Origin of the sequence: Pseudomonas sp. 44 R 15, from assembly GCF_900004965.1 — a bacterium.
In the GTDB taxonomy this organism is placed as follows: Bacteria; Pseudomonadota; Gammaproteobacteria; order Pseudomonadales; family Pseudomonadaceae; genus Aquipseudomonas; species Aquipseudomonas orientalis_A.
This window is the reverse complement of the sequence record NZ_CVTU01000068.1, coordinates 117,605-141,306: the sequence shown is the minus strand read 5'-3', so window position 1 is coordinate 141,306 and position 23,702 is coordinate 117,605. Positions and strand designations below refer to the sequence as shown.

General features: G+C 58.6%; 16 protein-coding genes. 10 read left to right on the top strand and 6 right to left on the bottom strand.

All coding sequences use genetic code 11. The features are described from left to right. The first annotated feature begins 86 nt into the window (after window positions 1-86). The 4 genes from BFP93_RS27245 to BFP93_RS08745 all read left to right on the top strand — a co-directional run bounded on the left by BFP93_RS27245 (window position 87) and on the right by BFP93_RS08745 (window position 4,274). A complete protein-coding gene (locus BFP93_RS27245) occupies window positions 87-2,306 on the top strand; it encodes a cytochrome P450 (RefSeq protein ID WP_083205629.1) in 2,220 nt (739 codons plus the stop codon). Further along, window positions 2,303-3,100, top strand: a complete 798-nt coding sequence (locus BFP93_RS08755; protein WP_065892770.1) for a class I SAM-dependent methyltransferase — start codon at window positions 2,303-2,305, stop codon at window positions 3,098-3,100. The genes BFP93_RS27245 and BFP93_RS08755 overlap by 4 nt, the downstream gene beginning before the upstream one ends. Window positions 3,101-3,131: 31 nt before the next feature. After that, entirely contained in the window at window positions 3,132-3,674 is a 543-nt protein-coding gene (gene idi / locus BFP93_RS27240; RefSeq protein WP_083205628.1) for an isopentenyl-diphosphate Delta-isomerase, read from the top strand. A gap of 105 nt (window positions 3,675-3,779) precedes the next feature. Then, the gene (locus BFP93_RS08745; protein WP_065892768.1) at window positions 3,780-4,274 is read left to right on the top strand and encodes a hypothetical protein; all 495 of its coding nucleotides are present in this window, start codon (window positions 3,780-3,782) and stop codon (window positions 4,272-4,274) included. 82 nt (window positions 4,275-4,356) lie between these two features. On the opposite strand, the gene BFP93_RS08740 is transcribed toward BFP93_RS08745, so the two are convergent. Together BFP93_RS08740 and BFP93_RS08735 are read right to left on the bottom strand one after the other, a co-directional pair. After that, on the bottom strand, window positions 4,357-5,757 hold the full coding sequence (locus tag BFP93_RS08740; RefSeq protein WP_065892767.1) for a DUF1254 domain-containing protein: 1,401 nt from the start codon (window positions 5,755-5,757) through the stop codon (window positions 4,357-4,359). A gap of 110 nt (window positions 5,758-5,867) precedes the next feature. After that, entirely contained in the window at window positions 5,868-6,227 is a 360-nt protein-coding gene (locus BFP93_RS08735) for a response regulator (protein WP_065892766.1), read from the bottom strand. A 238-nt stretch (window positions 6,228-6,465) separates the two neighbouring features. On the opposite strand from BFP93_RS08735, the gene BFP93_RS08730 reads away from it, so the two are divergent. The 5 genes from BFP93_RS08730 to BFP93_RS08710 all read left to right on the top strand — a co-directional run bounded on the left by BFP93_RS08730 (window position 6,466) and on the right by BFP93_RS08710 (window position 13,033). Then, the gene (locus BFP93_RS08730) at window positions 6,466-9,963 is read left to right on the top strand and encodes a response regulator (RefSeq protein ID WP_065892765.1); all 3,498 of its coding nucleotides are present in this window, start codon (window positions 6,466-6,468) and stop codon (window positions 9,961-9,963) included. Next, a complete protein-coding gene (locus BFP93_RS08725; RefSeq protein ID WP_170827544.1) occupies window positions 9,964-10,794 on the top strand; it encodes a CheR family methyltransferase in 831 nt (276 codons plus the stop codon). Beyond that, window positions 10,791-11,390 carry a chemotaxis protein CheB gene (locus BFP93_RS08720; RefSeq protein WP_065892764.1) on the top strand — a complete coding sequence of 200 codons (600 nt, stop codon included), beginning with the start codon at window positions 10,791-10,793 and terminating at the stop codon, window positions 11,388-11,390. Before BFP93_RS08725 ends, BFP93_RS08720 begins: the two co-directional genes overlap by 4 nt. Beyond that, a complete protein-coding gene (locus tag BFP93_RS08715; RefSeq protein WP_065892763.1) occupies window positions 11,384-12,577 on the top strand; it encodes a hybrid sensor histidine kinase/response regulator in 1,194 nt (397 codons plus the stop codon). Before BFP93_RS08720 ends, BFP93_RS08715 begins: the two co-directional genes overlap by 7 nt. A gap of 78 nt (window positions 12,578-12,655) precedes the next feature. Beyond that, the gene (locus BFP93_RS08710; RefSeq protein ID WP_017528049.1) at window positions 12,656-13,033 is read left to right on the top strand and encodes a response regulator; all 378 of its coding nucleotides are present in this window, start codon (window positions 12,656-12,658) and stop codon (window positions 13,031-13,033) included. 126 nt (window positions 13,034-13,159) lie between these two features. Here the strand turns inward: BFP93_RS08710 and BFP93_RS08705 are convergent, their stop codons facing one another. The 4 genes from BFP93_RS08705 to BFP93_RS08690 form a co-directional block, all read right to left on the bottom strand. Further along, window positions 13,160-17,215, bottom strand: a complete 4,056-nt coding sequence (locus tag BFP93_RS08705) for a hypothetical protein (RefSeq protein WP_065892762.1) — start codon at window positions 17,213-17,215, stop codon at window positions 13,160-13,162. 250 nt (window positions 17,216-17,465) lie between these two features. Continuing rightward, window positions 17,466-19,136 (bottom strand): ATP-binding protein, encoded by a 1,671-nt coding sequence (locus tag BFP93_RS08700; protein ID WP_065892761.1) that lies wholly within the window; start codon window positions 19,134-19,136, stop codon window positions 17,466-17,468. Next, window positions 19,133-20,635 carry an ATPase domain-containing protein gene (locus tag BFP93_RS08695; RefSeq protein WP_065892760.1) on the bottom strand — a complete coding sequence of 501 codons (1,503 nt, stop codon included), beginning with the start codon at window positions 20,633-20,635 and terminating at the stop codon, window positions 19,133-19,135. The genes BFP93_RS08700 and BFP93_RS08695 overlap by 4 nt, the downstream gene beginning before the upstream one ends. 134 nt (window positions 20,636-20,769) lie before the next feature. Next, window positions 20,770-21,828, bottom strand: a complete 1,059-nt coding sequence (locus BFP93_RS08690) for a tetratricopeptide repeat protein (protein WP_065892759.1) — start codon at window positions 21,826-21,828, stop codon at window positions 20,770-20,772. A 204-nt stretch (window positions 21,829-22,032) separates the two neighbouring features. On the opposite strand from BFP93_RS08690, the gene BFP93_RS08685 reads away from it, so the two are divergent. Further along, window positions 22,033-23,682, top strand: coding sequence for an AMP-binding protein (locus BFP93_RS08685; protein WP_065892758.1), 1,650 nt, complete (start codon window positions 22,033-22,035; stop codon window positions 23,680-23,682). Window positions 23,683-23,702: the final 20 nt, after the last annotated feature.

The following is a 23,702-nucleotide window of genomic DNA, read 5'->3' as shown; positions in this document are numbered from 1 at the left end:
GGATAATCAGACAATCACTGCATCCTGGGTGGTTGGTTTTCGATAAGGTCCGACCTTATTGAACGTTCATCCAACAGGAGCCCATCATGGCACCGCCATACCGCGAGGGGGGCTCCGGCCCCAACCCGAGAGATCATCTACCGCCGCAGCTCCTCATCATTCCCGAGATTCAGTTTCCTTTCGCTGCACCGCCACCTCGCTCTGACCACGAACAATTACGTACCCAGGCCCTCGCCTGGGCGCAGCGACATGGTTTGATCGGTCGCCGTGGCGCGCATCGGTTGAGCACTACGGCGCTGCTCGATCTGGGCGTGGCGTTATGCGGCAGGGCGCCCACGCACCGCGCCGAGATCCTGGTGTGCTGGTACCTGTGGGCCCTGACGCTGGATGACCGTATCGATGATGGGCCCTGGGCGGAAAACGGAGCGCTGGAGCGTTTCATCACGTCGGTGCAGTCCTTGACCGAGAGCGACGCTCAATCAGGCGAAAACAGCCGATTCGAGGACCCGATGCTCGCGGTTCTGGTCGATGATCTTTGGCCTCGCACGCGCTGCTGGGGAGACGATCGTTGGCGGGGCAGGCTGGTGCGACATCTGATTCGGCATTTGCGCGCGCAGGCCACGCTCGTGCACGTGCGGGAGACCGACACGGCGCTCACCTTGACCCAATACCTGCCATTGCGCCGGGATTCGTTCGGCGCGCTGTTCTTCTTTGACCTTATCGACGCAGCCGAAACCCTCGACCCGTACGCGCCTGCCGCCCAGGCTCAAGCGTGGACCACCTTGCGCGAGCACGCTGCCGATCTCATTGCCTGGACAAACGACATTCATTCGATCGCCAAAGACGTGGTCTGCGGTGAGCGCTTCAACCTGGTGTCGATCCTTGCGAACGCCGGCGGCATGGAGTGGCCCGCCGCGCTGGAATCCGCCCATCAGATGGTGAACACGGCAGTGGCGCAGTTCACCGCAGTCGCCGCCCAGTGCGCAAACCCCGCGTCAGGTGCGGCGAATGACCCGGACCGGCTGCGCCAGGTTATCCGGGCGGCAGGCGACTGGCACCGCAGCGTCTCTCGCTATTACCTGCACGCCGACGATTGCGGGGTACGGAACAATCGGCAGGTCGACCTGGAACTTACCCCTCCAACGTTGAAATCCCGACAGTTCGAACTTGACCCCTACCCGTTGTATGAGCAGTTGCGTACCCGGCTGCCGATCGCTTACGACGAACCCACCGACGTGTGGCTGGTCAGCCGGCATGTGGATGTCAAAGCGACCCTGACCCATTCGGACGTCAGCAACAATAACTACAACTGGCAGATCGGACCGCTGCTGGGCCACACCATTGTCACCATGGACGGCTGTGAACACGCCCAGCATCGCGCATTGCTCAGCCCCTCGTTTCGTGGCAAAGCCCTTGCAGCGCTGCAAGCGTCCGTCATTTCGGTGACTACAGACTTGCTGGCACGCATGCGTGGCCGACCCCAAGTTGACCTGATTGCCGATTTCACCGCAGCACTGCCGGTACGGGTGATGGCGCACGCGTTGGGGCTCCCGGCGCAAACCCGCGAAGAGGTAGAGCGGCTGAAGCGGTGGTGTGCCATCGGCTTCGCCTACATGGGCAATTATCGACAGGACCCGGCGCTGCTGACCGGCGGGTTATCCAACCGAGACAGTTTCTACGACTTTATTCAGCCACACATCGACGCTCGCCGCGCGGAGCCCAAAGACGATCTGATCTCCCAGTTGCTGGCGGCACGGATTGATGGCCAGCCGTTGTCCGAGACGTTCGTGCGGGCTTACTGCGCGATCCTGATGACGGCGGGCAGCGAAACCAGTCACGGCGCCCTGGCCAACCTGATCGTCAACCTGCTGAGCGAACCTGGTGTCAAAGCAGCGGTGATCGCCAATCCAGGGCTGATGGATAATGCCCTGGCCGAAACCCTGCGCCGCAATCCGCCGTTGCAGCTCGTACTGCGCGAGGCCCGTGAATCACTGCAACTGCCCTCGGGAACGATCCCGGCAGGCGCCACGCTGGCTTGCCTGATTGGCTCGGCCAACCGTGATCCGGACCAATTCAGCAACCCGGACAGCTTCGACATGTCGCGCACCGAACAGGCGACCAGTCATTTCGCCTTCGGCGCGGGGCGCCACTTTTGTCTGGGTTCCATGCTGGCACGGATGGAAATCACCACCGGCGCCCGCATGCTGCTGCAAGCCTTCCCCAACGTACGCTGGGCGCCGGGGTTCACACCCGCTGAGTGCGGCTTCCTCAATCGCTGCCCGGATCGACTGGAGGTCGTACTGTGACCACGACTATCGACCTCGATGAGCACGGCTACAGCCGCAGCTATCTCGCTGACCAGCACGCCGGCCAGCTGGCACGCCTGCGCACGCTGGAGCGGGCGTTTGACCCCTTGAGCCAAGCGGTTTTTAATCAATTGGCGTTGCCTGACAAGCCTGCCATCCTCGATCTGGGCGCCGGTGCAGGATCGCTCGCCGCTTGGCTGAGCCGGCGATATCCCGGAGCGAACGTCACCGCCACGGATATCGATACCCGATTCCTTGCCGATATTCCGGGTATTGAGGTGCTCGCCCATAACGCCGCGACCGATGACTTCCCGCCCGCGTCCTTTGACGTGGTGCATGCTCGGGCGCTTCTGTGTCATCTCACCGAGCGCGAAGCGCTATTGACGCGAGCCATCACCTGGCTGCGCCCGGGTGGTTGGTTGGTGATAGAGGATGTGAGTCTTGAACCGAGCCTGAGAACTGCAAACCCGCTGTTTCGTAAAGTGGCCCAAGCCGGGATCACTCTCCTGGAGCGGTCCATTGGCTCCGATATGCTGTGGGCCACCCAACTCCCGTGCCGCCTGCGTGATCGGGGCCTTGCCAACGTGCGGCATCGCACCCTTGAAGGCCGTATAGGCGATAACAGCCCCGCCGATACGTTTTGGGCCTCTACCACGGCACAAGCCGGGCCGGCGCTGCTCAAGCTTGGGCTGCTGGAACAGGACGACCTGGATGGCATGGCCACTCTCCGTGCCGACCCCGCGTTCACCGAAGCTGCCTTGACCTTCGTCAGCGCGTGGGGACAAGTGCTCTAACCCGCAATGGCATACCACCAGGAAATACAAAATGGCCACTGATGTCGTGTTAGTCGATGCGCAAGATGTACAAACCGGGGTGTGCGACAAGCGCGAGGCCCATTTGGGAGTGGGCCGGCTTCATCGCGCGTTTTCGGTGCATTTGATCGACAGTCACGGGCGTCATCTGCTTCAGCGCCGTGCGCCGGGCAAAATGCTCTGGCCCGGTTTCTGGTCGAATGCTTGCTGCAGTCATCCCGCACCGGGTGAGTCGATCGTGGATGCGGGGTCTCGCCGTTTGCACGAAGAGTTGGGCGTCTGGTCTGCCTGTCGCGCGCTCTACCGTTTTGAGTACCACGCCAGCTTTGGTTCGATCGGTGCCGAGCACGAATTATGTCATGTGCTGGTCGCTCGGTCCGACACCGTGGTTTCACCTGTGCCTGAGGAGGTCAGCGAAACCATGTGGCTGACCCGAGACGAAATTTCAGCCCGGCTTGCTGAGCCGCACGCGCAATTTACCCCCTGGTTTCGAATGCAATGGCGTCGCCTTCTGGCGGAACATCCTTCGTTCGATACACCGTCACCTCACGTATGAGCTGCCTGCTGCCGAACCGACTGCAATCAGCTTTAACTCGTACGCCTGGCAGCCGTATCTGCGATGATCGGGCTTCGCAACCTGACTCACCCAAGGAGATCCGCAATGGACGATGTACAGCAACTGGGCGAGATGCTTCGTCGTTACGCCGAGAGCGAAACCCATAAAAAACAGCAATTCGATGTGCAGTCGGCGCGTTGGGCACACAAGCTGGGCGAGTTGTTCGAGCAAGTCGAACAGTGGCTGGAACCGGTCAAAAGCGCCGGTTTGCTGGAGGTGCATCGTGAAGTCTATGTCGCCAGTGGGCCGAGCGTGCCCGTGGAAACATCGACTTTCAAGACCGAGAAGTTGACTGTGTTGATCACCGGTAAAAGCGTGGAGTTCGTGCCGGAGGTGATGGGGACGGACGGATATATTCGCGTGGCGGTAATGGGCCTGACCGCTGCCCGGCACGGCAGCGTCTCCCTGGTATTGCCTGCGGATAAAAACGATTGGCTCTGGAAGAAGACCAATGGCCTGAAAGACCCGGACACCTTCACGTTCGACGCCAATTTCCTGGCGGCGCAGTTGCAGAGCTTGATCCCCCGCGAACGCGGCTGAGGGTGAGTCGCTCAAATAACCAGCTGGCGTGGCGGGAAGCGTAGGTCAATTGCCACCCGCCGTGCATGGATTCCCGGGAGGGTTACTTGAGCGGCGTCAACGGCGGCAACTGCCATTGGCCGCTGGTGACTTCGGGCTTGGGCAGGTAAATACGCAGCACCGCGAAGAACGGCCCGGTCGGAGCGGGCAGCCAGTTGCTCTGTTCGGCCTTCGGTGGCTCATGATGCTGCAGGGCCAAGGTCAGGCCGCCGTCGGCGTCCAGTTTCAGGCCGGGCAGCATGCGTGAGTTGATCAGGTAACGTTTCTTGTGGTTCGGCACCAGCAACTTGGTCTTGGCGTCGTACATGGTCAGCGACCAGAACGCATCGGCCGGCGGCAGCTGGTCCTTGGCAAAATGCACGGTGTAGCTGCGGCGTGCGCCGTTGGCCGGCTTGCCTTCGCTGTCATCGAACCAAGTGAAGTAAGCGGCTTCATCGGTGGAGTTGCCGAACATCCCCAGGTTGGCGCCGGCATACCGGTACAGGTAATTGTTGTTCAGCCGGTCACGGCTGCCGTACAGCTCGCCGCTGGCGACTTGATGGGTATCAATCTTGTCTTTCTTGAACGTGGCGAACTCGGCCTTGCCATCGGCAATCCCGTCCTCCAATGCTTTGCGTTGTTCGGCGCTCAGTTGGTTCAGCTTGAAAGGCGCGCCGGGGGCGATGCCGATTGTGGCGAAGCGCGCCAGCAGGTCTTTTTCACTGTCCTGGGGCGCAGCGAAGGCCAGCATGAAGTTCAAGTAGCGGAACAACTGCGGGCTGTCGCTCATGTTCGCCATCGGCTTGGGCCACTCGATCTTCGGCACCTTGGCCGGGGCCGGTTGTTTCACATAGCTGCTCAGCGGCTGCACTTTATAGCCGTTCTGGATTTGCCTGACCTTGCCCAGGTCTTTTTCATCGAACAGCTGCGTGCGATACAAGGCGTAGGCGATATTGCTTTCGCTGTAGACCACGCGGTCGATATCGACGGGCTGCTGACCCTTCCAGTCAGGCCCCGCGATCATGTAGTGACCGCCGTTGTTGCCGGTGCTGCGCGTGCCCAGATAAGCGATGTTCTGGGTGTAGAGGTCGAGCAACTGCACCGAGTAGTAGCGGTTGTCTTCGACCTTGGGCAGGGTCAGCACCTGGGGTTCCTGGCGCAGGTCCATCCAGACGAAGGAGTAGGGCGTGTCCGCGTTCGGGGTTGTGAACGCGGTGTCCTTGGGGGTGAACACCTGCGCGCTATTGCCGATACGATTGAACGGCGCCTTGAAATTGGCCCCGCCTTTGTCCACGGCCTGGGTGTAGAGCGTCTTGTACATCTCAACCACAGGGTAGCCGTACAAGTAGGCTTGCTTGGCAATGGCCCGGGCTTCGGCAGGGGTGGCCGTAAAGTCGGCCCAGGCGCCGGTGCTCAGCAGTATCGAGAGGCTCGCCAACACCAGGCGCGCAGGTTGTCCAATCATGTTGTTGCGTCCTTCCAGGGTTCTTTTGACTGACGGGGAGATGCAGGCGCTGAGTTTCCTGTTTTCTTTCCCGGACGTCACGTTAAAACCTGCAAAAGGACACTGGATATTCAGGGCAGCATCGATTTGACTTTATCGCGCAACTGGTCGATCGAGAACGGCTTGCCAATCACCTGCATGCCGGCGGGTACATCGATGTTCTCGGCATAGCCGCTGGCGAACAGGATGGGCAGGGTGGGGCGCAGTTCGCGTACCCTGGCCGCCAGTTGCTTGCCGTCCATATCGGGCAGGCCGACGTCGGTCATCATCAGGGAGATCACTTGAGCCGTGTCTTTCACGATCAACAGGGCCGCCTCGGCGTCAGCAGCCTCAAGCACCGTGAACTCCAACTCCTCAAGCACATCGACGATCAGCATGCGCACGATAGCGTCGTCTTCGACAACAAGGATGGTGGAGGCATTTGCGGACATAAAAAGGCTTTCCCAAAAAAAGACGAGTGTTTAACGCTGGCCATTCTCACAGGCCTGTACTTGAGTAAGCGCGGGCTATCCACAAGTTCCCAGGGCGTTAAAACAATGCGGTACAAAAGACCAGGCAGAATAGCTTGTTCTGCTGTAGGAATCTGTACAAAAACGTCCCAGAAAAATGGTCTTGATCGTCACTTTGGGGCAAACTCCCGGTTTTTCCGCACTTGGCCAAGGCATGCCCATGACTCCCGCGTCGTCAGTTGATGAAAAGAGCTTCAGTAAACTCCTGAGCCGTAACGTGGCCCTGCCATTGAGTGTGGGCGTGCTCAGCGCGGTATTTTTCGTGTGCCTGATCACCTATTTACTGTCGGTGATCCAGTGGGTGGAGCACACCGACCGGGTCATCAACAACCTCAATGAGTCGTCCAAACTGACGGTCGACCTGGAAACCGGCATGCGCGGTTTCCTGATTACGGGTGACGAGCATTTCCTCGATCCTTATGAAGTGGCCAAGCCGCGGATCATTGCCGACCTGCGCAATTTGCAGGAGCTGGTGGCCGACAACCCGCAGCAGGTCGACCGCCTCAAGCGCCTGGAAGCCCTGCAGGCCGAATGGAACAACTACGCGCAGTCGATGATTGAACTGCAGCGCAGCAGTGGCGATTTCCGTGGTGCCGTCAAGGCGGGCCGGGGCAAGCGCCTGACCGACGAGATTCGCAAGGAATATGAAGACGCGGTATCCATGGAGCAACAGTTCCGCATCTCCCGTAACGAGGAAGTGACCCGCACCACGGTGCTCAGCGTCACGCTGTACCTGGCGTTCGTACTCGGCCTCAGTGGTTTCCTGGCGTACATTGGCAGAAAGAATTTACTAGCGCTTTCAAGTAGCTACAGCGCAAACCTCGCGTCCCAACAGAAGATTGCCAAACGCCTGGAGCAGCAGGCCTGGCTGCGCAATGGCCAAACCGAACTGGCCGAACAGGTGCTCGGCCAACTGACCTTGAACCTGCTGGGCCGCAACATCCTGCAGTTCTTCGCTCAATACATGGGCTCAGCCGTGGGGGCGTTGTATGTGCGCGAAGAGCACGGTGGCCTGCGGCGGGTCGCCACCTACGGCTTCTCCCGCGAACAGGCGCAGCTGGAACAGTCGATCTACAGCGACGAAGGCATCGTAGGGCAGGCCGCCCAGCTCGATCGCCTGATCCGCCTGGACGATGTACCGGTGGACTACTTCAAGGTCAGCTCGGGGCTGGGCGAGGGCACCACCCGCAGCGTACTGGTGGTGCCGACCAGCGACGACGACCGCGTCAACGGCGTGATCGAACTGGGCTTCCTGCGCCCGTTGGAAGAACGCGACGTCGAGCTGCTGGAGCTGATCGCCGACAATATCGGCACGTCCATCGAAGCAGCGCGTTATCGCCAGCGTTTGCAGGAAGTCCTTGCCGAGACCCAGCAGCTCAACGAAGAGCTGCAAGTGCAGCAGGAAGAACTCAAGACCGCCAACGAAGAGTTGGAGGAACAATCACGCATCCTCAAGGAGTCCCAGGCGCACCTGGAAACACAGCAGGCGGAGCTTGAGCAGACCAACGAACAGTTGGCCGAACAGACCCAGACCCTGGCCGAACAGCGCGACGCCATGGACCGCAAGAACGTCGAACTCAACCGGGTCCAGCTGGAACTGGAAGACCGCGCCGATGAGTTGCAACGCTCCAGCAAGTACAAGTCCGAATTCCTGGCCAACATGTCCCACGAGCTGCGCACGCCGCTGAACAGTTCGCTGATCCTGGCCAAGTTGCTGGCCGAGAACCCGCAGGAAAACCTCAGTGCCGAACAGGTCAAGTTTGCCGAGTCGATCTATTCGGCCGGCAATGACCTGCTCAACCTGATCAACGATATTCTCGACATTTCCAAGGTAGAAGCCGGCAAGTTAGAAGTGCGTCCGGAAAATTCCAGCGTCGAGCGCCTGGTGGACGGCCTGCGCGGCATGTTCGAACCGCTGGCCAGGGATCGCAAGCTGGGCTTCCAGATCGATGTGCAGGCAGGTTCACCGACCCTGCTGTTCACCGACCGCCAGCGTCTGGAGCAGATTCTCAAGAACCTGCTGTCCAACGCCATCAAGTTCACCGAACAGGGCCAGGTGAGCCTGTCGGTATCCCGGGCGCCGGGGGAGGGCATCGCCTTTACCGTGCGTGATTCAGGGATAGGTATCGCCCAGGACCAACAGGAAAGCATCTTCGAAGCCTTCCGCCAGGCCGACGGCACCACCAATCGGCGTTACGGCGGCACCGGCCTGGGCCTGTCCATTTCCCGTGACCTGGCAACCTTGCTGGGTGGCTACATCAGCGTGACCAGCGAACCGGGCAAGGGCAGCATTTTTACCCTGGTATTGCCGGAACAGTACGTCGAACGCGGCGAAGATGCCGCGCCGATCGAAGCCCCGCGCCAAGCCGTGGCGGTACCGGCGCCTGTGCCCGTCAAGGTTGCGTCGCTGCCGACGGCCGATGCCGAACCGATCCCGCGCTTTGCCGATGACCGCGACAAAGCGCCATTCACCATCCGCACCATCCTGGTGGTGGAAGATGAGCCGAATTTCGCGCGCATCCTCTTCGACCTGGCCCACGAGCTGGGCTACAACTGCCTGGTCGCTCACGGTGCCGACGAAGGCTACAGCCTCGCGGAAGAATTCATCCCCGACGCGATCCTGCTGGACATGCGTCTGCCGGATCATTCCGGCTTGACGGTGCTGCAGCGTCTGAAGGAGCACGCCAATACCCGGCACATTCCGGTGCATGTGATCTCCGTGGAAGACCGCGTCGAAGCCGCCATGCACATGGGCGCCATCGGTTACGCGGTCAAACCCACTACCCGGGAAGAGCTCAAGGACGTGTTCGCGCGCCTGGAAGCCAAGCTGACGCAAAAGGTCAAGCGCGTACTGCTGGTGGAGGACGACGACCTGCAACGTGACAGCATCGCCCGCCTGATCGGCGACGATGACATTGAAATCACCGATGTCGGTTACGCCCAGGCGGCGCTGGACCTGCTGCGCACCAACGTCTACGACTGCATGATCATCGACCTCAAGCTGCCGGACATGCTCGGTAACGAGCTGCTCAAGCGCATGGCCACCGAGGATATCTGCTCGTTCCCGCCGGTGATCGTGTATACCGGGCGCAACCTGACACGCGACGAAGAAGCCGAGCTGCGCAAGTATTCGCGCTCGATCATCATCAAGGGTGCGCGGTCCCCGGAGCGCCTGCTCGATGAGGTCACACTCTTTCTGCACAAAGTCGAATCCCAGCTGTCCCATGACCGCCAGAAGATGCTCAAGACCGCGCGCAGCCGTGACAAGGTGTTCGAAGGGCGCAAGATCCTGCTGGTGGACGACGATGTGCGCAATATCTTTGCCCTGACCAGTGCCCTGGAGCATAAAGGCGCCGTGGTGGTGATCGGGCGCAATGGCCGTGAAGCCATCGACAAGCTCAATGAGGTCGATGATATCGACCTGGTGCTGATGGACGTGATGATGCCGGAGATGGATGGCTACGAAGCGACCGCGCTGATCCGTCAGGACCCGCGCTGGAAAAAGCTGCCGATCATTGCCGTCACCGCCAAGGCCATGAAAGATGACCAGGAGCGTTGCCTGGCGGCAGGTTCCAACGATTACCTGGCCAAACCGATTGATCTGGACCGTCTGTTCTCGTTGATTCGCGTGTGGTTACCCAAGATGGAACGCATTTAAGTGGAGCGAAGTTTCTTGGACAAAAGCAGCGACATCGAGCTGCGCCTGTTGATCGAGGCGATTTACCTCAAGTACAGCTACGACTTTCGCGATTACTCCGGCGCGTCGGTCAAGCGGCGCGTGGCCCATGCCTTGCGCCAGTTCGACTGTGCGACCATTTCCGCGCTGCAGGAGCGCGTGCTGCACGACCCGGCGGCGTTCATGCAATTGCTGCAGTTCCTGACGATCCCGGTGAGCGAGATGTTTCGCGACCCGTCGCACTTTCTGGCGATTCGCCGGGAAGTCGTGCCGTTGCTCAAGACCTACCCGTCGATCAAGATCTGGATCGCCGGCTGCAGCACCGGTGAGGAGGTCTATTCAATGGCGATTCTGCTGCGCGAAGAAGGCTTGCTCGAGCGCACCATCATCTACGCCACCGACATCAACCCGGCCTCGCTGGACAAAGCCAAGCAGGGCATCTTCTCCCTGGAGAACGTGCGCGCCTACACCGCCAACTATCAGCAGGCCGGTGGCCAGCGCTCATTTGCCGACTACTACACCGCAGCTTACGATAATGCGATCTTCGACAAGACCTTGCGCGAGAACGTCACGTTCGCCGACCACAGCCTGGCGACCGACAGTGTGTTCTCAGAAACTCAATTAATTTCATGCCGCAACGTACTGATTTATTTCAATAAAAATTTGCAAGACAGGGCGTTTGGGTTGTTTCATGAGTCGCTGTGTCATCGCGGCTTTCTGGTGTTGGGCAGCAAGGAAACCCTGGATTTTTCAGCCTACAGCAAGCAATTCGAACCCTTGGTCAAACAGGAACGGATCTACCGCAAATCATGAGCGATGCCGCCAGCCCCCCGATTCACGGGATTGAAGCCATCGTCGTCGGCGCTTCCGCCGGCGGCGTGGAGGCGTTGCTGAGTATTTTTGGCGGGTTGCCGGACACGTTCGGCCTGCCGATCATTGCGGTGCTGCACCTGCCGGATGAACGTCGCAGCCAGTTGGCCGAAGTCTTCGCGCGGCGCTTGCGCATTCCGGTGAAGGAGGCGCGGGACAAGGAGTCGATCGAGGCGGGCACCCTGTATTTCGCCGGTCCCGGCTATCATTTGTCGGTGGAGCAGGACCGCAGTCTGTCGCTGAGCCAGGAGGACCGCGTGCACCATTCCCGGCCGGCCATCGATTTTCTCTTCACCTCGGCCGCCGATGCCTACGCAAAAGGCCTGCTCGCGATCCTGCTGACCGGCGCCAACCAGGACGGCGCGCGCGGGTTGGCTTATGTCAAGCAATCGGGCGGCACGACCGTTGTACAAGACCCCGTCGAGGCCCGGATTGCCGTGATGCCCCTGGCCGCGCTGGCGCTGCACACACCCGACCATATTCTTTCCTTGAGCCGCATTGGCTCACTGCTGGCTTCCCTGGAACCTTCCCCATGTTAAGTACTGTCCAGGCCAAACTGCTGATCGTCGACGATCTGCCGGAAAACCTGCTGGCCCTCGAAGCGCTGATCAAGCGTGAAGACCGCCAGGTATTCAAGGCATTGAGTGCCGACGAAGCATTGTCCCTGTTGCTGGAACATGAATTCGCCATGGCGATCCTCGACGTGCAGATGCCTGGCATGAACGGTTTCGAACTGGCCGAACTGATGCGCGGCACCGAAAAGACCAAGAACATCCCGATTGTGTTTGTCAGTGCCGCCGGCCGCGAACTCAATTACGCCTTCAAGGGTTATGAAAGCGGCGCGGTGGACTTCCTGCACAAGCCGCTGGATATCCACGCGGTGAAAAGCAAGGTCAACGTATTCGTTGACCTGTACCGCCAGAGCAAGGCGATGAAGCTGCAGGTCGAGGCCCTGGAGCGCAGCCGCCGCGAGCAGGAACTGCTGCTCACACGCCTGCAGGCCACCCAGGCCGAGCTGGAGCAGGCGGTGCGCATGCGCGATGACTTCATGTCGATCGTCGCCCACGAAGTGCGTACGCCACTGAACGGGCTGATCCTGGAAACCCAGCTGCGCAAGATGCACCTGGCCCGGGATAACGCGGCGGCCTTTACCCTGGACAAGATGCACGCGATGGTCGACCGCGATGAGCGCCAGATCAAGAGCCTGATCCGCCTGATCGAAGACATGCTCGACGTGTCGCGTATCCGCACCGGCAAGCTGTCGATACGCCCGGCTCGCTTCGACCTGGCGCAACTGGTGCGCAACCTGGTGCATAACTTCGAGCCGCAGGTCGCCGCCGCCGAATCGTCGCTGCAATTGCTGGCTGACGAGCCGGTCGAGGGTAATTGGGATGAGTTTCGCATCGAGCAGGTCGTCACCAACCTGCTGACCAATGCCTTGCGCTACGGCGCCAAGAGCCCGATCGAAGTGCGGGTGTATGCAGAACATGGCGAGGCCTGCGTGGAAGTGCGCGACCATGGCATCGGCATCAGCGAGGAGAACCAGAAGCGCATTTTCCAGCAATTCGAGCGGGTATCCGTCAGCCATGCGGCGGCCGGCCTGGGCCTGGGGCTGTTCATCTCCGAACAGATCGTCGCGGCCCATGGTGGCACCATCGAGGTTGAAAGCCAGATAGGCGAGGGCGCGTTGTTTCGGGTCTGTCTGCCACTGCAGGCAACGGCATGAAATCAATCGTCAGCTCGACGCAACCTCTACGTGACCCCATGGTCGTAACACCAGCTACCGACTGGACGAAGGCTTCCCATGAGTGAAGATGCACAAGATGTCGTACTGATCGTCGAAGACGACGAATCCATTATGTTTGTGCTGGGTGAATACCTGGCCGGCCTGGGTTATCGGGTATTGAAGGCCGTCAATGGCAAAGAAGCCTTTGAAATTCTCGCCACCAAACCGCACCTGGACCTGATGGTCACGGATTACCGCCTGCCCGGTGGCATTTCCGGCGTGCAGATCGCCGAGCCGGCGCTCAAGGTGAGGCCGGAATTGAAAGTGATCTTTATCAGTGGCTACCCGCAGGAAATCCTCGACTGCAACAGCCCGATAACCCGCAATGCACCGATTCTGGCCAAGCCGTTCGACCTGGATACGCTGCAGGAGCATATCCAGCGGTTATTGGCGTGAAAGATATGGCGCCAAGTTCAGGCACCGCGTATTTCATTCAGTCGAGGACTTCGCAGCGTCTACACACTCCAGCTTTTGGGCGCCATCTTAGCGCCCTAGTAAGGCGTCCAATGTCATTAGACCAGTTCAGGGTCGACTCGACGTTGTCAGCGGTATGCCATATAAGCTTCTAACATCTGCGTCGAAGACACTGTTTTTTTTCATCCATTCGTCATCATGATCAAAGACTTTGAACTCAAGAGTGTTCCTGTCAACCCCGTGGGTTCTGTATTGAACGTTGAGTTTTTTATCATGGAAAAGTCTGTGCAGGCCACCCTCCATAGCTTCGGCGGACGAAAAGTTTGCCACACCGAAATTTGGGTCGTAGTACCAAAATATCTTTTCGCCATTCTTTATCTTGACCCCAGCCGCCATCGCGTGGCCCGGCGAGTCAATCATTACCGACTTTTGAATGGGTGAATCGCTCAGTTCCTTTATCATATCTTGATAGGAAAGCTGCCTGAGCGTTTTATCGGCATGGAAAGCGGATCTGGGGCCCACCTGGTTCTGAATCTTGCTCAACTTTTTAGCAAATGCTCGAGAGGCAGGATCTGTGGGAAACGCCGCAGCGGTGTAGAGATTTTTAATGAACTCAGCTTCCTTTCCATTCTCAATTGCCGTTGCCATTACTCGGGACAGCGCGGCGCACTGCCCGTCAGACAGTTGTAATGTCAGAGTCAGGTATACGACTTGTGGCATGGGGGTGACAGTACCGAAGCGAGGTTCTATATTATCGATGAACCTCGCCGCACCCTTACGGCCAAAGGCGTAAGCAATATCATCGTACTTCCTGGCAATAATACCTACCTGCTCGGCCGTGAGTTTGGTATTACCGGCCAACTTCATGATGTCTTCGACTTTGTTGGCTTTGCCTAAGCCAGGCACATTGTCAAACGCGCCGATGTAATAGCCATTGTCGAACTCCGCTGTTCCTCGATGTTGCTTGATACTGGATTCCCATGCATTGACAATCTTATCGCTTATCATTTTTCTGGGATCGGCCGCAGTCGCCCATCGTCCAAACGATTCCACACTTATTCGTGGGGAGGGTAGGAAATCTTTTAAAGGAAGACCGTAGGGTTGCCGGGTAGCTGTGTCAATGGCATACCACTTCCCCTCCTTCTGCACGGCTACCGTTTCAACGATTTCTCCTTGTATCTTCGCTGTTCCTATTGCCCCGGAGTCGTAGCCCTTCAACCCTTTCAGCAAATCATAGGTTTGCGGCGCGGTCCACGTGATGATTTTTCTGGTGGCCAGTTTTGCCACGTTGTTTGCGAAGGTTCCGACACCTCTCACTAACGTACCAACGCCATCCAGTGGATTAAGTGCGCTCACGGTGCCACGACCAAAAATCTTGGCGCCATACTTGAAGTATTTGAGTGCTGATGACCCAGCTTTAAGGGCCTTGGCACCCTTTGCAGCCACAGCGAAGCTGACGAAAAACCCGAATGCATCCAATGCCAGGTCAACAATGCCTTCGCCGACGTTGCCTTTCGAGAAATTTTTGATGGCTGAGTAAAGTGGAACAAGGTTTAGGAAAAATTCACCTACTCTTTTGTTGGTTGAAACTTCTGTATCGAACGTCGTCAATCCCTTGGCAGCCTTTTTATACGACTGAATATCGACAATTTTTAACTTTACATCGGCGATGTAACGTGTTCTTTCGCTGGAGTAACTTTTTGGCGTTTTCGAGTCATCAGTCTCATCAAGCAACGTGTCCGAATAGCTGCTATCAGGGGCGATGGGTGCAAGGAGATTAAATTTATCTCCCAACTTCATGCCTTTTGGTATCGGGGACCTGGCTGAGGGCGCGGGTCCAATGTTCAGTTCATTTAAATCATCGCGCATTACAATAGTGTTTTTTTTCCAGTCTATTTCATACGTATGGGTATTCTCATCGAGCTTGCTGCGTATATATATTTTTCCCTCGTCCCTTGGGTAGCTCTTCAACTGCCCTGTGGTAGCGGGAAGATGAACCAAAAAATGTTGAGCGACCGTGAGCTGACCGTATTCGATCATTTTTCGATCAGACAGAGGCAGCGATGAAATTAAATATTTGGTTTGCGCAGTAATTGCCGCCTCGTAGCGATCAACGTAAGCGGAAAATTCCTGTTCAAATTCAGTCTTTAGATCCGACATCGAGGACGTCTTAGTACTCAATACTGCGCGAATGGCGGGCAGACTTATTTTGCTGTTACTTGACCGCCATTGCGGATCGCTGGAGCCGAGCTTGTTGGTCAGGTATAAATCCAATACCGAACAAGGGCCGGGAAAGTCATACCGCGCTGTGTCACGGGTAATGCATTTTTCCTTAAGATCATCCAGGGATAAATGCGGCATTAACGACTGCAAGTGTTTCAGCGCCTTCTCATGGAAATCGGGCATCTCCGTTGCGAACGCAATGGACGCTGCGCTCAACTGAGCCACGTGCTCGTTAAATGCACTGCGCACCTCATCCATCCTTGGGTCTGGGTCCACATCCTCGCGGGTCGCGTCCAAGATACCCTGTACGACGCCCCAGATTTTTAGGGCGTCATTTTGCGCGAGTTTTTCAACGAGCTTTTCTTCAGGCGAAAGTGGTATTTGAGCACTGCGAGTCATCACCTGCGCATACGTCATCGTACAGGTAGAACCGGGTGCCTGGGCTTCGATGCGCGCCACCCCAGTGCTGAAACTGACCCATGTGTGCGAGCCAAATTTGACTTCCTCAGGTATATCTTTGACAAGAAGCTCCTGCGCTTTGCGAGACAACAGTACAAACTCGGCAAGCGGCGCAGTACGGACCGTGGCTTTTTCCTCGCGGATCAGGTGATCAATCAGGGCGCTTCGTAAAGTGGATGCGCTTTTCCCCCCGAGGTAGGGGTCGGCCAAGTCGAATCCGGCGACTTTGCTTTTCGTCGAGGTTCGCACACTGTCACTGTCCAGCGAGATTTGAAGCGCGGCGAGCATCCAGTCTTCAAGAGAGTTAGGCGAGGCTATTTCGCCAAGATTATATTCGGCTGCGAAACCCATCCATCGTGCTCTAGAGGAATTGAGGATCTCGCTGAGCACTTGACGAGGATTATCATTGAGGGTGCTGGCATCCCAGTGAACGTTACGGGTCCAATGAGCGAGCAAATTGTCGTCTTGCTCATCTTTCAACACATGACGAATGACAGAGTGGAGCTTGCGCTGATCCTCGTTGCTTAGCAGCGTCGGCCAGGAAAGCGCACCACCCAGGTCTCCGAGAGCGGGCTTTACCGGCGGTACACTCATCAATGTTTTGGCCACGACCGAGAGCTGATCATAGGTCGCGGGAATCTCTACACCGTGGTCCACCATAAACGTGTGCAGGGTCACGGTTGCCCCCGGCAGTAGATTGTGTTCTTTAAAATAGGACGAGGAGGGGTCTACAGTGAACACCGTACTTTTCATCGTTTCCTGTTGGGCCGAGCTAAAAGGCTGCGCGCGCTCCTCGGGAGTGCTATAGGGCATTACAGAGTTCGATAGCCTTCCAAGTGTTGCGGCAAGACGGGTGGTTATCTGGCCACTCACGGCCCTACGATTATTCAAATCACCCAGTCGAGTCTGTTGAAGAATCAGATCCTCTTTAAAAGGGTTTTGAGAATATGCTGGTTTGAAAGGTGGTCCCTCCAGCACCTTATCGGCATGCGCTCTGAGAAGTTCTTCCTGAGCGTGCTGGGGGGTTGAGCGATCAATATGAAGATATTCACGGTAAAAAAAACCGATGTCTTGCACCGGTGCGGTATTTTTTTTCCCGACCGTAACAACCCCACCGTCCGGCGTCAGCGCTTTAGCGGCGCTCATAAGTAGAGGCCAGCCAGGAAAGTCATATACGCTGATAGGGTCGACCGCCCGGTTGAAACTGATGATGCCGTTGCGTGCATCAATCTTGAAGGGCAAGGATAGGTCAATGCCCTTATTGCGTGACCAATCGCGCATTGCGGGGCTTTGAATTATATCGTGCAGGTGCGTTCGCCATTGTCCGAAGGACGAGTTCGGCGGAATGTCTTGAACAACGAACCTGTTAAAATCCAGACCATGCGCTTGAATGTCCGGACTTTTCAGCGCATTGGCGTACCTCCTGGCCAAGGCCCTGTCCCCCTCTATCTGAGGAGATTCATCGGTGGCCCCAGTGGCCACGGGAATCTCCGTCACTGGCGAGGCAGAGGAGGGGACAGTTTGTGCGCGATTCTCAGCGAACGGGACTCCATCCGACGCAGAGAATTGGAGTAAAACAGCAGGAAGCGTAATCACTGACGAAATTCTCTTGATCGATGCTGGCGGAAGTATTTTTCATACGAAGTGCTTACGTTTCGTGGTGAAAAACAGGCATTGATTCCTTCGGGCCAACATGGATCTATGACAACTCGTTTAATAGCGATGTATCTATTTACGCCTGAAGCATCTCCCGCACCTTGGCTGTCAGTAAGTCAAACGTGAATGGCTTGGTGATCAGTTGCATCCCCGATTCCAGGAAACCACCGCGCACCGCCGCATGCTCGGCATAACCTGTAATAAACAACACTTTGAGTTCCGGACGAATCTGCCGGCCTATTTCCGCCAGTTGCCGCCCGTTCATCCCTGGCAGGCCTACATCGCTGATCATCAGGTCAATGCGCTGCTCGGACTCAATGATCGGCAGCGCCGTATCGCCATCACCCGCCACAACAAATCCATAACCGAGCTCTTTGAGTACGGCGCTGACCAGTATCCGCACTGCCGGATCATCCTCGACGATCAATATGGTCTCACCAGTATCGGCAAAGGGTGGCAATGTCGGATTAAGCGGTTCCTGGTGCTGGATCTCGCCAACAAATCGTGGCAGGAACAAACTCACCGTGGTGCCTTTGCCGACTTCGCTGTGAATCGTCACATGGCCATGGGACTGGCGTGCAAAGCCATAGATCATCGACAGCCCGAGGCCGGTGCCCTGGCCGATCGGCTTGGTGGTAAAAAACGGATCGAACACCCGTCCCATCAAGTGTTCCGGAATGCCACAGCCGGTATCACTGACGCTCAGCTCCACGTAGTCGCCAGGGTTCAAGGTGCCATAGGCGGCGGTGAACACGCTGTCGAGGTGGCGGTTGGTGGTTTCCACGGTAAGAATACCGCTGCCGGGCATGGCATCACGTGCATTGATCACCAGGTTGAGCAGAGCGCTTTCCAGTTGATTGGGGTCGGCCTCGGCCGTCCACAGGCTGTCGCTGAGGCGCATTTGCAGGGAGATGCTTTCATTGATGCTGCGTTGCAGCAATTCGCCCATGGAGCTGACCAGTTGATTGATCTCCACGGGTTTGGGGTCCAGCGACTGCCTGCGCGAGAACGCCAGCAGGCGATGGGTGAGGCCGGCGGCACGGTTGGCCGAGGTGACACCCAGGTCGATCAGGCCGTCCAGATCGTCCAGCTTGCCCCGCGCTATACGCCTTCGCAGCAACTCCAGGCTGCCGATGATGCCGGTCAGCATGTTGTTGAAGTCATGGGCGATGCCGCCGGTCAATTGGCCGACGGCCTCCATTTTCTGCGACTGGCGCAAGGCTTCTTCATTGCTGCGCAGTTGCGCGGTACGCTCTTCCACCTGCTGTTCGAGGGACTCCAGGGTGCGTTGCAGGCGCAACTCACTGGCGCTCAGGTCGAGCAGGCGGTCCCGTGCTTCGTATTGCCGCCGCCGCCCGCGCAGGGCGGCGCTGACCAGGCTGATCAGGGTCACGGGATGGAACGGACGCTCAAGGAAGGTGACATTGCCCAGCAACCCACTCAGGTGCGATGAGCCGTTTTGCTCGCTGCCGCCGTGATGGGTCATCAGCACAATGGGCAGGTCAGACCAGGCCGGTTGCTGGTGCAGGTACTCCAGCAGGGGGTCCAGGTCCACGCCACGCAAGGCTTCAGCCGCCACAATGAGCAGGCCGGCACCTTCGTTCAACGCTTCGCACAAATCGATGAGATTGCCGACGACCATACCCTGATAACCGGCTTCGTTGAGCATCATCAGCGCCAACGAGCTGTCGCGGCCCAAAGGCGCGAGGATAATGGCGCGTTCAAACACCGGGGACAGAGACGTCACACTCCCTCTTCCTTGAGCAGAGGCGAGCCGGCGCCCATGTAGATCGGTATGCCGCGCAGCACGCCCTGGAAGTTATCCAGCGGTTCGCCGACCGTCATGCCATTGCTGCTGATGCGGTATTCGCGAATCGTCGATTCGTGGGTACCGGTGCGTTTCTTGATGATGGAAATGGCCCGGCGCACCTTGCCCAGCGCTTCGAAATAACGCAGCAGGATCACGGTATCGGCCAGGTAGGTGATGTCTACCGGGGTCTGCATATCGCCGACCAGGCCATGCTGGGCGACGGTCATGAAGGTCGCAGCGCCACGCCGGTTGAGGTACAGCAGCAGTTCGTGCATATGCAGGATCAGTGCGTTCTCTTCCGGCATGGCCGCCTGGTAACCGTTGATACTGTCGATTACTACGGTTTTGATGCCGCCTTCGTCTACGCAGCGGCGTACACGGTGTGAGAATTCACCAGGCGACAGCTCGGCCGCGTCGACCTGTTCGATCAGCAGGTTGCCGGTGGCTTGCAGCGCCGCCAGGTCGATGCCCATATTCTTCATGCGCTCGAACAGCAGGCCCATCTCTTCGTCAAAGATGAACAGCGCGGCTTTTTCCCCTCGCTCGACCGCCGCGGCGGCGAAGACCATGGAGATCAGAGATTTGCCGGTGCCGGCCGGGCCGAGAATCAGGCTGCTGGAGCCGGTCTCGACGCCGCCGCCCATCAATGCATCGAGCTCGGCGATACCGCTGCTCATGGTCTGGCGCGTGTAGCCGCCGCGATGCTCGGCCGCCACCAGGCGCGGAAACACATGCACACCGTCACCCATGATCGTGAAGTCGTGAAAGCCGCCACGGTACTTCTGGCCCCGGTACTTCACTACACGCACCCGGCGACGTTCGGCACCGTAGCTGGGCGTCAGTTCTTCCAGGCGAATCACGCCATGGGCCACGCTGTGCACGGTTTTGTCGAGGGATTCGGTGGTCAGGTCGTCGAGCAGCAGCACGGTGGCGTCATAGCGCACAAAGTAATGCTTGATCGCCAGGATCTGCCGGCGATAGCGCAGGGAGCTCTGCGCCAGCAGGCGGATCTCCGACAGGCTGTCGACCACCACGCGGGTGGGCTTGATGCGTTCCACCACTTCGAAAATCTGCCGAGTAGCTTCGCCCAGTTCCAGATCGGAGGAGTACAGCAGGCTCTGCTGATGCTCGGCGTTGAGCAGACTTTCCGGCGGGGTCAACTCGAAGATATGAATGTTGTCGTCCAAGTCCCAGCCATGAGACTTGGCACCTTGGCGCAGCTCACGTTCGGTTTCGGACAAGGTGATATACAGCGACTTTTCACCGTTTTTCGCGCCGGCCTGCAAAAAGTGCAGGGCGACCGTGGTTTTGCCCGTGCCAGGCTCGCCTTCCAGCAAGAACAAATGGCTGCGTGAGAGGCCCCCGGAAAGAATGTCATCAAGACCTTCGATGCCGGTGGCTGCCTTTTCACTTAAGAGCGAAGTTGATGTAGACAAGAAGTGCCCTCAGGTCACGTACGAATTGGGTGCGCGCCGTTGGACGCGTCATATTCACTTGACCCTGGCGGTCTGTAGCGGTTCAACGTTATTTGTGAGCAACCTGCCAATTTTTACAGGTTTTTGCAGGGCCATCACAGACCCTGTTGCAGGGCCGGATCGTCCGGATTCTGCTGCTCCAGCTGTGCCAGCAGTACCTGGACGTTCTGCAATTGGCCGCTTTCTTTCCAATAATTGACCAGCAACACACGCGCTTTTCGATTGGCCGGGTGGCGCTGGACGATGTCTTCCAGCTGCCGCTGGGCCGCCTCAAGCTCGTCCTGGTCGTGCAAAGTGGTGGCCAGGTCGAAGCGGTAATCCTGATTGTCCGGCTCAAGCTCTACCGCCTTGGACAGGCCGAGCAAGGCGTAGGGGCGCTCGCCATGGTGCAGCAGCCACATACCCAGGGCGTGTTGCAGGTAGGCCGACTCCGGGTGCGCCGCCAATTGCTGCGCCAGCAGCTGACGCGATTCGTCGGTCTTGCCCTGTTTATCCAGCAACTCGATCTGCGCCACCACCGCTTGCAGGTTGTCCGGTTGCAAACGCATGGCCTGCTGCAACGCATGTTGCGCATCCGCCAGCAGGGCGCTGTGGATATACAGACGCGCCAATTGAATCCAGCCTTCGGCGGTCTCGGGCTGGGCCTTGAGGGTTTTGGCGAATTCGTCGAGCACTTGCTGCAGCGGGCCGAAATACAGGCCCAGGGTATCCGGCGACAGGCCGAGCAGGGCGTTGGCGGCGGCAAAGCGCACGTGCTGTTCGGGGTCCTCCAGCACCGGGCCGAGCAGCAAGGTGCGCTGGCCGGTCGGCACCAGGCCGACAATGCTGTGGATCGCCGCTTCACGCACCACGGGCGAGGCATCAGCCAGGTCTTTATCCGCCAGCTTCAGCGCTTGGGGGCTGGGGTAGTTGGGCAGCTCGGCATGCAGCGCGGCGCGGCGCTCAGGTGACAGGTCCGGCCGCCCCAGCTGTTGATACAACACTCGCGCCGCCCCCGGCTCGCCATTGCGCGCCTGCTTCAAGGCCTTGGAATAACCCTGGGCAATCGCCGGGAGCGCGGCCACGGGCGTTGTGCGGGAGAAAAACCAGGTGATCAACACAATCGACAACAGGGCGCACAGGCCGATGATGGAGTAACGGCGTGACTTTGACATGCAGGCGTCCGAAGGCAGGGTACGGGTACAAAGTCGCAAGCTTCGGCCAGTGCAGGGCGAGTGTCAAACCGGATTGGCCAAACCAGTCAGCCATGTTGGCGGCTTTGACCATTGCTGGTGGCAGCGCTGTGGAGCGACTATTTGCAGGCGATTGACCTGGTTTGGAAGTGTCCTTAAAACAAAAACACACAAGGAACCGAAGCGATGCGTGATTACCTGGCCGCCACCACCGAATTCGATTACCAGCACACCGTCGACATGACGCTGGCCGGCAACCTGCAGGCCCTCAACGCCTGTGTGGAATGCTGTGACCGTCACGCACTGCCCGGGCGTATTGCGCTGTTCTGGGAGGGCAAGGACGGGCGCAGCGCCACGGTCACCTTTACCGACTTGCAGGACCAGGCCGCACGCTTTGCCAATTTCCTGCTGGGGCAGGGCATCAAGCGTGGTGACAAAGTCGCCGGCTTGTTGCCGCGCACGGCCGAACTGCTGGTGGTGGTCCTGGCCACCTGGCGTATCGGCGCGGTCTATCAACCCTTGTTCACCGCGTTCGGGCCCAAGGCCATCGAGCATCGTCTGAACAGTTCCGGCGCCGCCCTGGTGGTCACCGATGCGGTGAATCGGCCCAAGCTCGCGGACGTGGAGGGCTGCCCGACCATCGTGACGGTCACCGGGGCCAAAGGCGAAGGCCTGGTGCGCGGCGATTTCAGCTTCTGGGCCGAACTGCCCCATTATTCCAATACCTGCGAGCCGGTACTGCTGGGGGCGGACGAGCCCTTTTTGCTGATGTTCACCTCGGGCACCACCGGGCCGTCCAAAGCCCTGTCGGTACCGCTCAAGGCGATTGTCGCATTCCAGGCCTATACCCGCGACGCGGTGGACCTGCGCCCCGAAGACGCATTCTGGAACGTGGCCGATCCGGGCTGGGCCTACGGCATCTATTTTGGCGTGACCGGGCCGCTGTCCATGGGGCATCCGATTACCTTCTACGATGGTCCCTTTACCCTGGAAAGCACCTGCCGGGTCATCAACAAGTACGGCATCACCAACCTGACCGGCTCGCCCACCGCGTATAGACTATTGATTGCCGGCGGCGAGCAGTTCGCCCGTTCGATCAAGGGCCGGTTGCGCATCGTCAGCAGCGCCGGCGAGCCCTTGAACCCCGAGGTGATTCGCTGGTTTGCCGACAACCTCGGCGTGACCATTCACGACCACTACGGACAAACCGAGCTGGGCATGGTGCTGTGCAATCACCACGGCCTGGCGCATCCGGTGCATATCGGCGCGGCGGGGTTCGCTTCGCCCGGGCATCGCATCGTGGTACTGGATGACAACCACCAGGAATTGCCTGCCGGTCAGCCCGGCATTCTCGCCATCGACCGCGAGCAATCGCCGATGTGCTGGTTCGCAGGCTACGACGGCGTGAAAACCAAAGCCTTTGTCGGCAAGTACTACCTCAGCGGCGATACCGTGGAGCTCAACCCGGACGGCAGTATCAGTTTTGTCGGGCGCAGTGATGACGTGATTACCACCTCCGGCTACCGCGTGGGGCCGTTCGACGTGGAAAGCGCGCTGGTCGAACACCCGGCCGTGATCGAAGCCGCCGTGGTCGGCAAACCTTGCCCGGAGCGCACCGAACTGGTGAAAGCCTTTGTGGTGATCAACGAGCAATACCGCGCCACCCCGGAACTCGCCGAAGAATTGCGCCTGCACGTGCGTCAACGCCTGGCGGCCCATGCGTATCCGCGGGAAATCGAATTCGTCAGCGACTTGCCCAAGACCCCCAGCGGCAAGCTGCAACGCTTCATCTTGCGTAATCAGGAAATCGCCAAGGCCCAGGCGGCCGTGGCGTGATCTTTTCAAAAGGAAACAGT

Coding starts and splice junctions, on each gene's coding strand:
- idi (WP_083205628.1), top strand. CDS start 3,132: ATGGCCACTGATGTCGTGTTAGTCGATGCGCAAGATGTACAAACCGGG.
- BFP93_RS08735 (WP_065892766.1), bottom strand. CDS start 6,227: ATGTCCGCAAATGCCTCCACCATCCTTGTTGTCGAAGACGACGCTATC.
- BFP93_RS08690 (WP_065892759.1), bottom strand. CDS start 21,828: ATGTCAAAGTCACGCCGTTACTCCATCATCGGCCTGTGCGCCCTGTTG.
- BFP93_RS08740 (WP_065892767.1), bottom strand. CDS start 5,757: ATGATTGGACAACCTGCGCGCCTGGTGTTGGCGAGCCTCTCGATACTG.
- BFP93_RS08715 (WP_065892763.1), top strand. CDS start 11,384: ATGTTAAGTACTGTCCAGGCCAAACTGCTGATCGTCGACGATCTGCCG.
- BFP93_RS08685 (WP_065892758.1), top strand. CDS start 22,033: ATGCGTGATTACCTGGCCGCCACCACCGAATTCGATTACCAGCACACC.
- BFP93_RS27245 (WP_083205629.1), top strand. CDS start 87: ATGGCACCGCCATACCGCGAGGGGGGCTCCGGCCCCAACCCGAGAGAT.
- BFP93_RS08730 (WP_065892765.1), top strand. CDS start 6,466: ATGACTCCCGCGTCGTCAGTTGATGAAAAGAGCTTCAGTAAACTCCTG.
- BFP93_RS08720 (WP_065892764.1), top strand. CDS start 10,791: ATGAGCGATGCCGCCAGCCCCCCGATTCACGGGATTGAAGCCATCGTC.
- BFP93_RS08710 (WP_017528049.1), top strand. CDS start 12,656: ATGAGTGAAGATGCACAAGATGTCGTACTGATCGTCGAAGACGACGAA.
- BFP93_RS08745 (WP_065892768.1), top strand. CDS start 3,780: ATGGACGATGTACAGCAACTGGGCGAGATGCTTCGTCGTTACGCCGAG.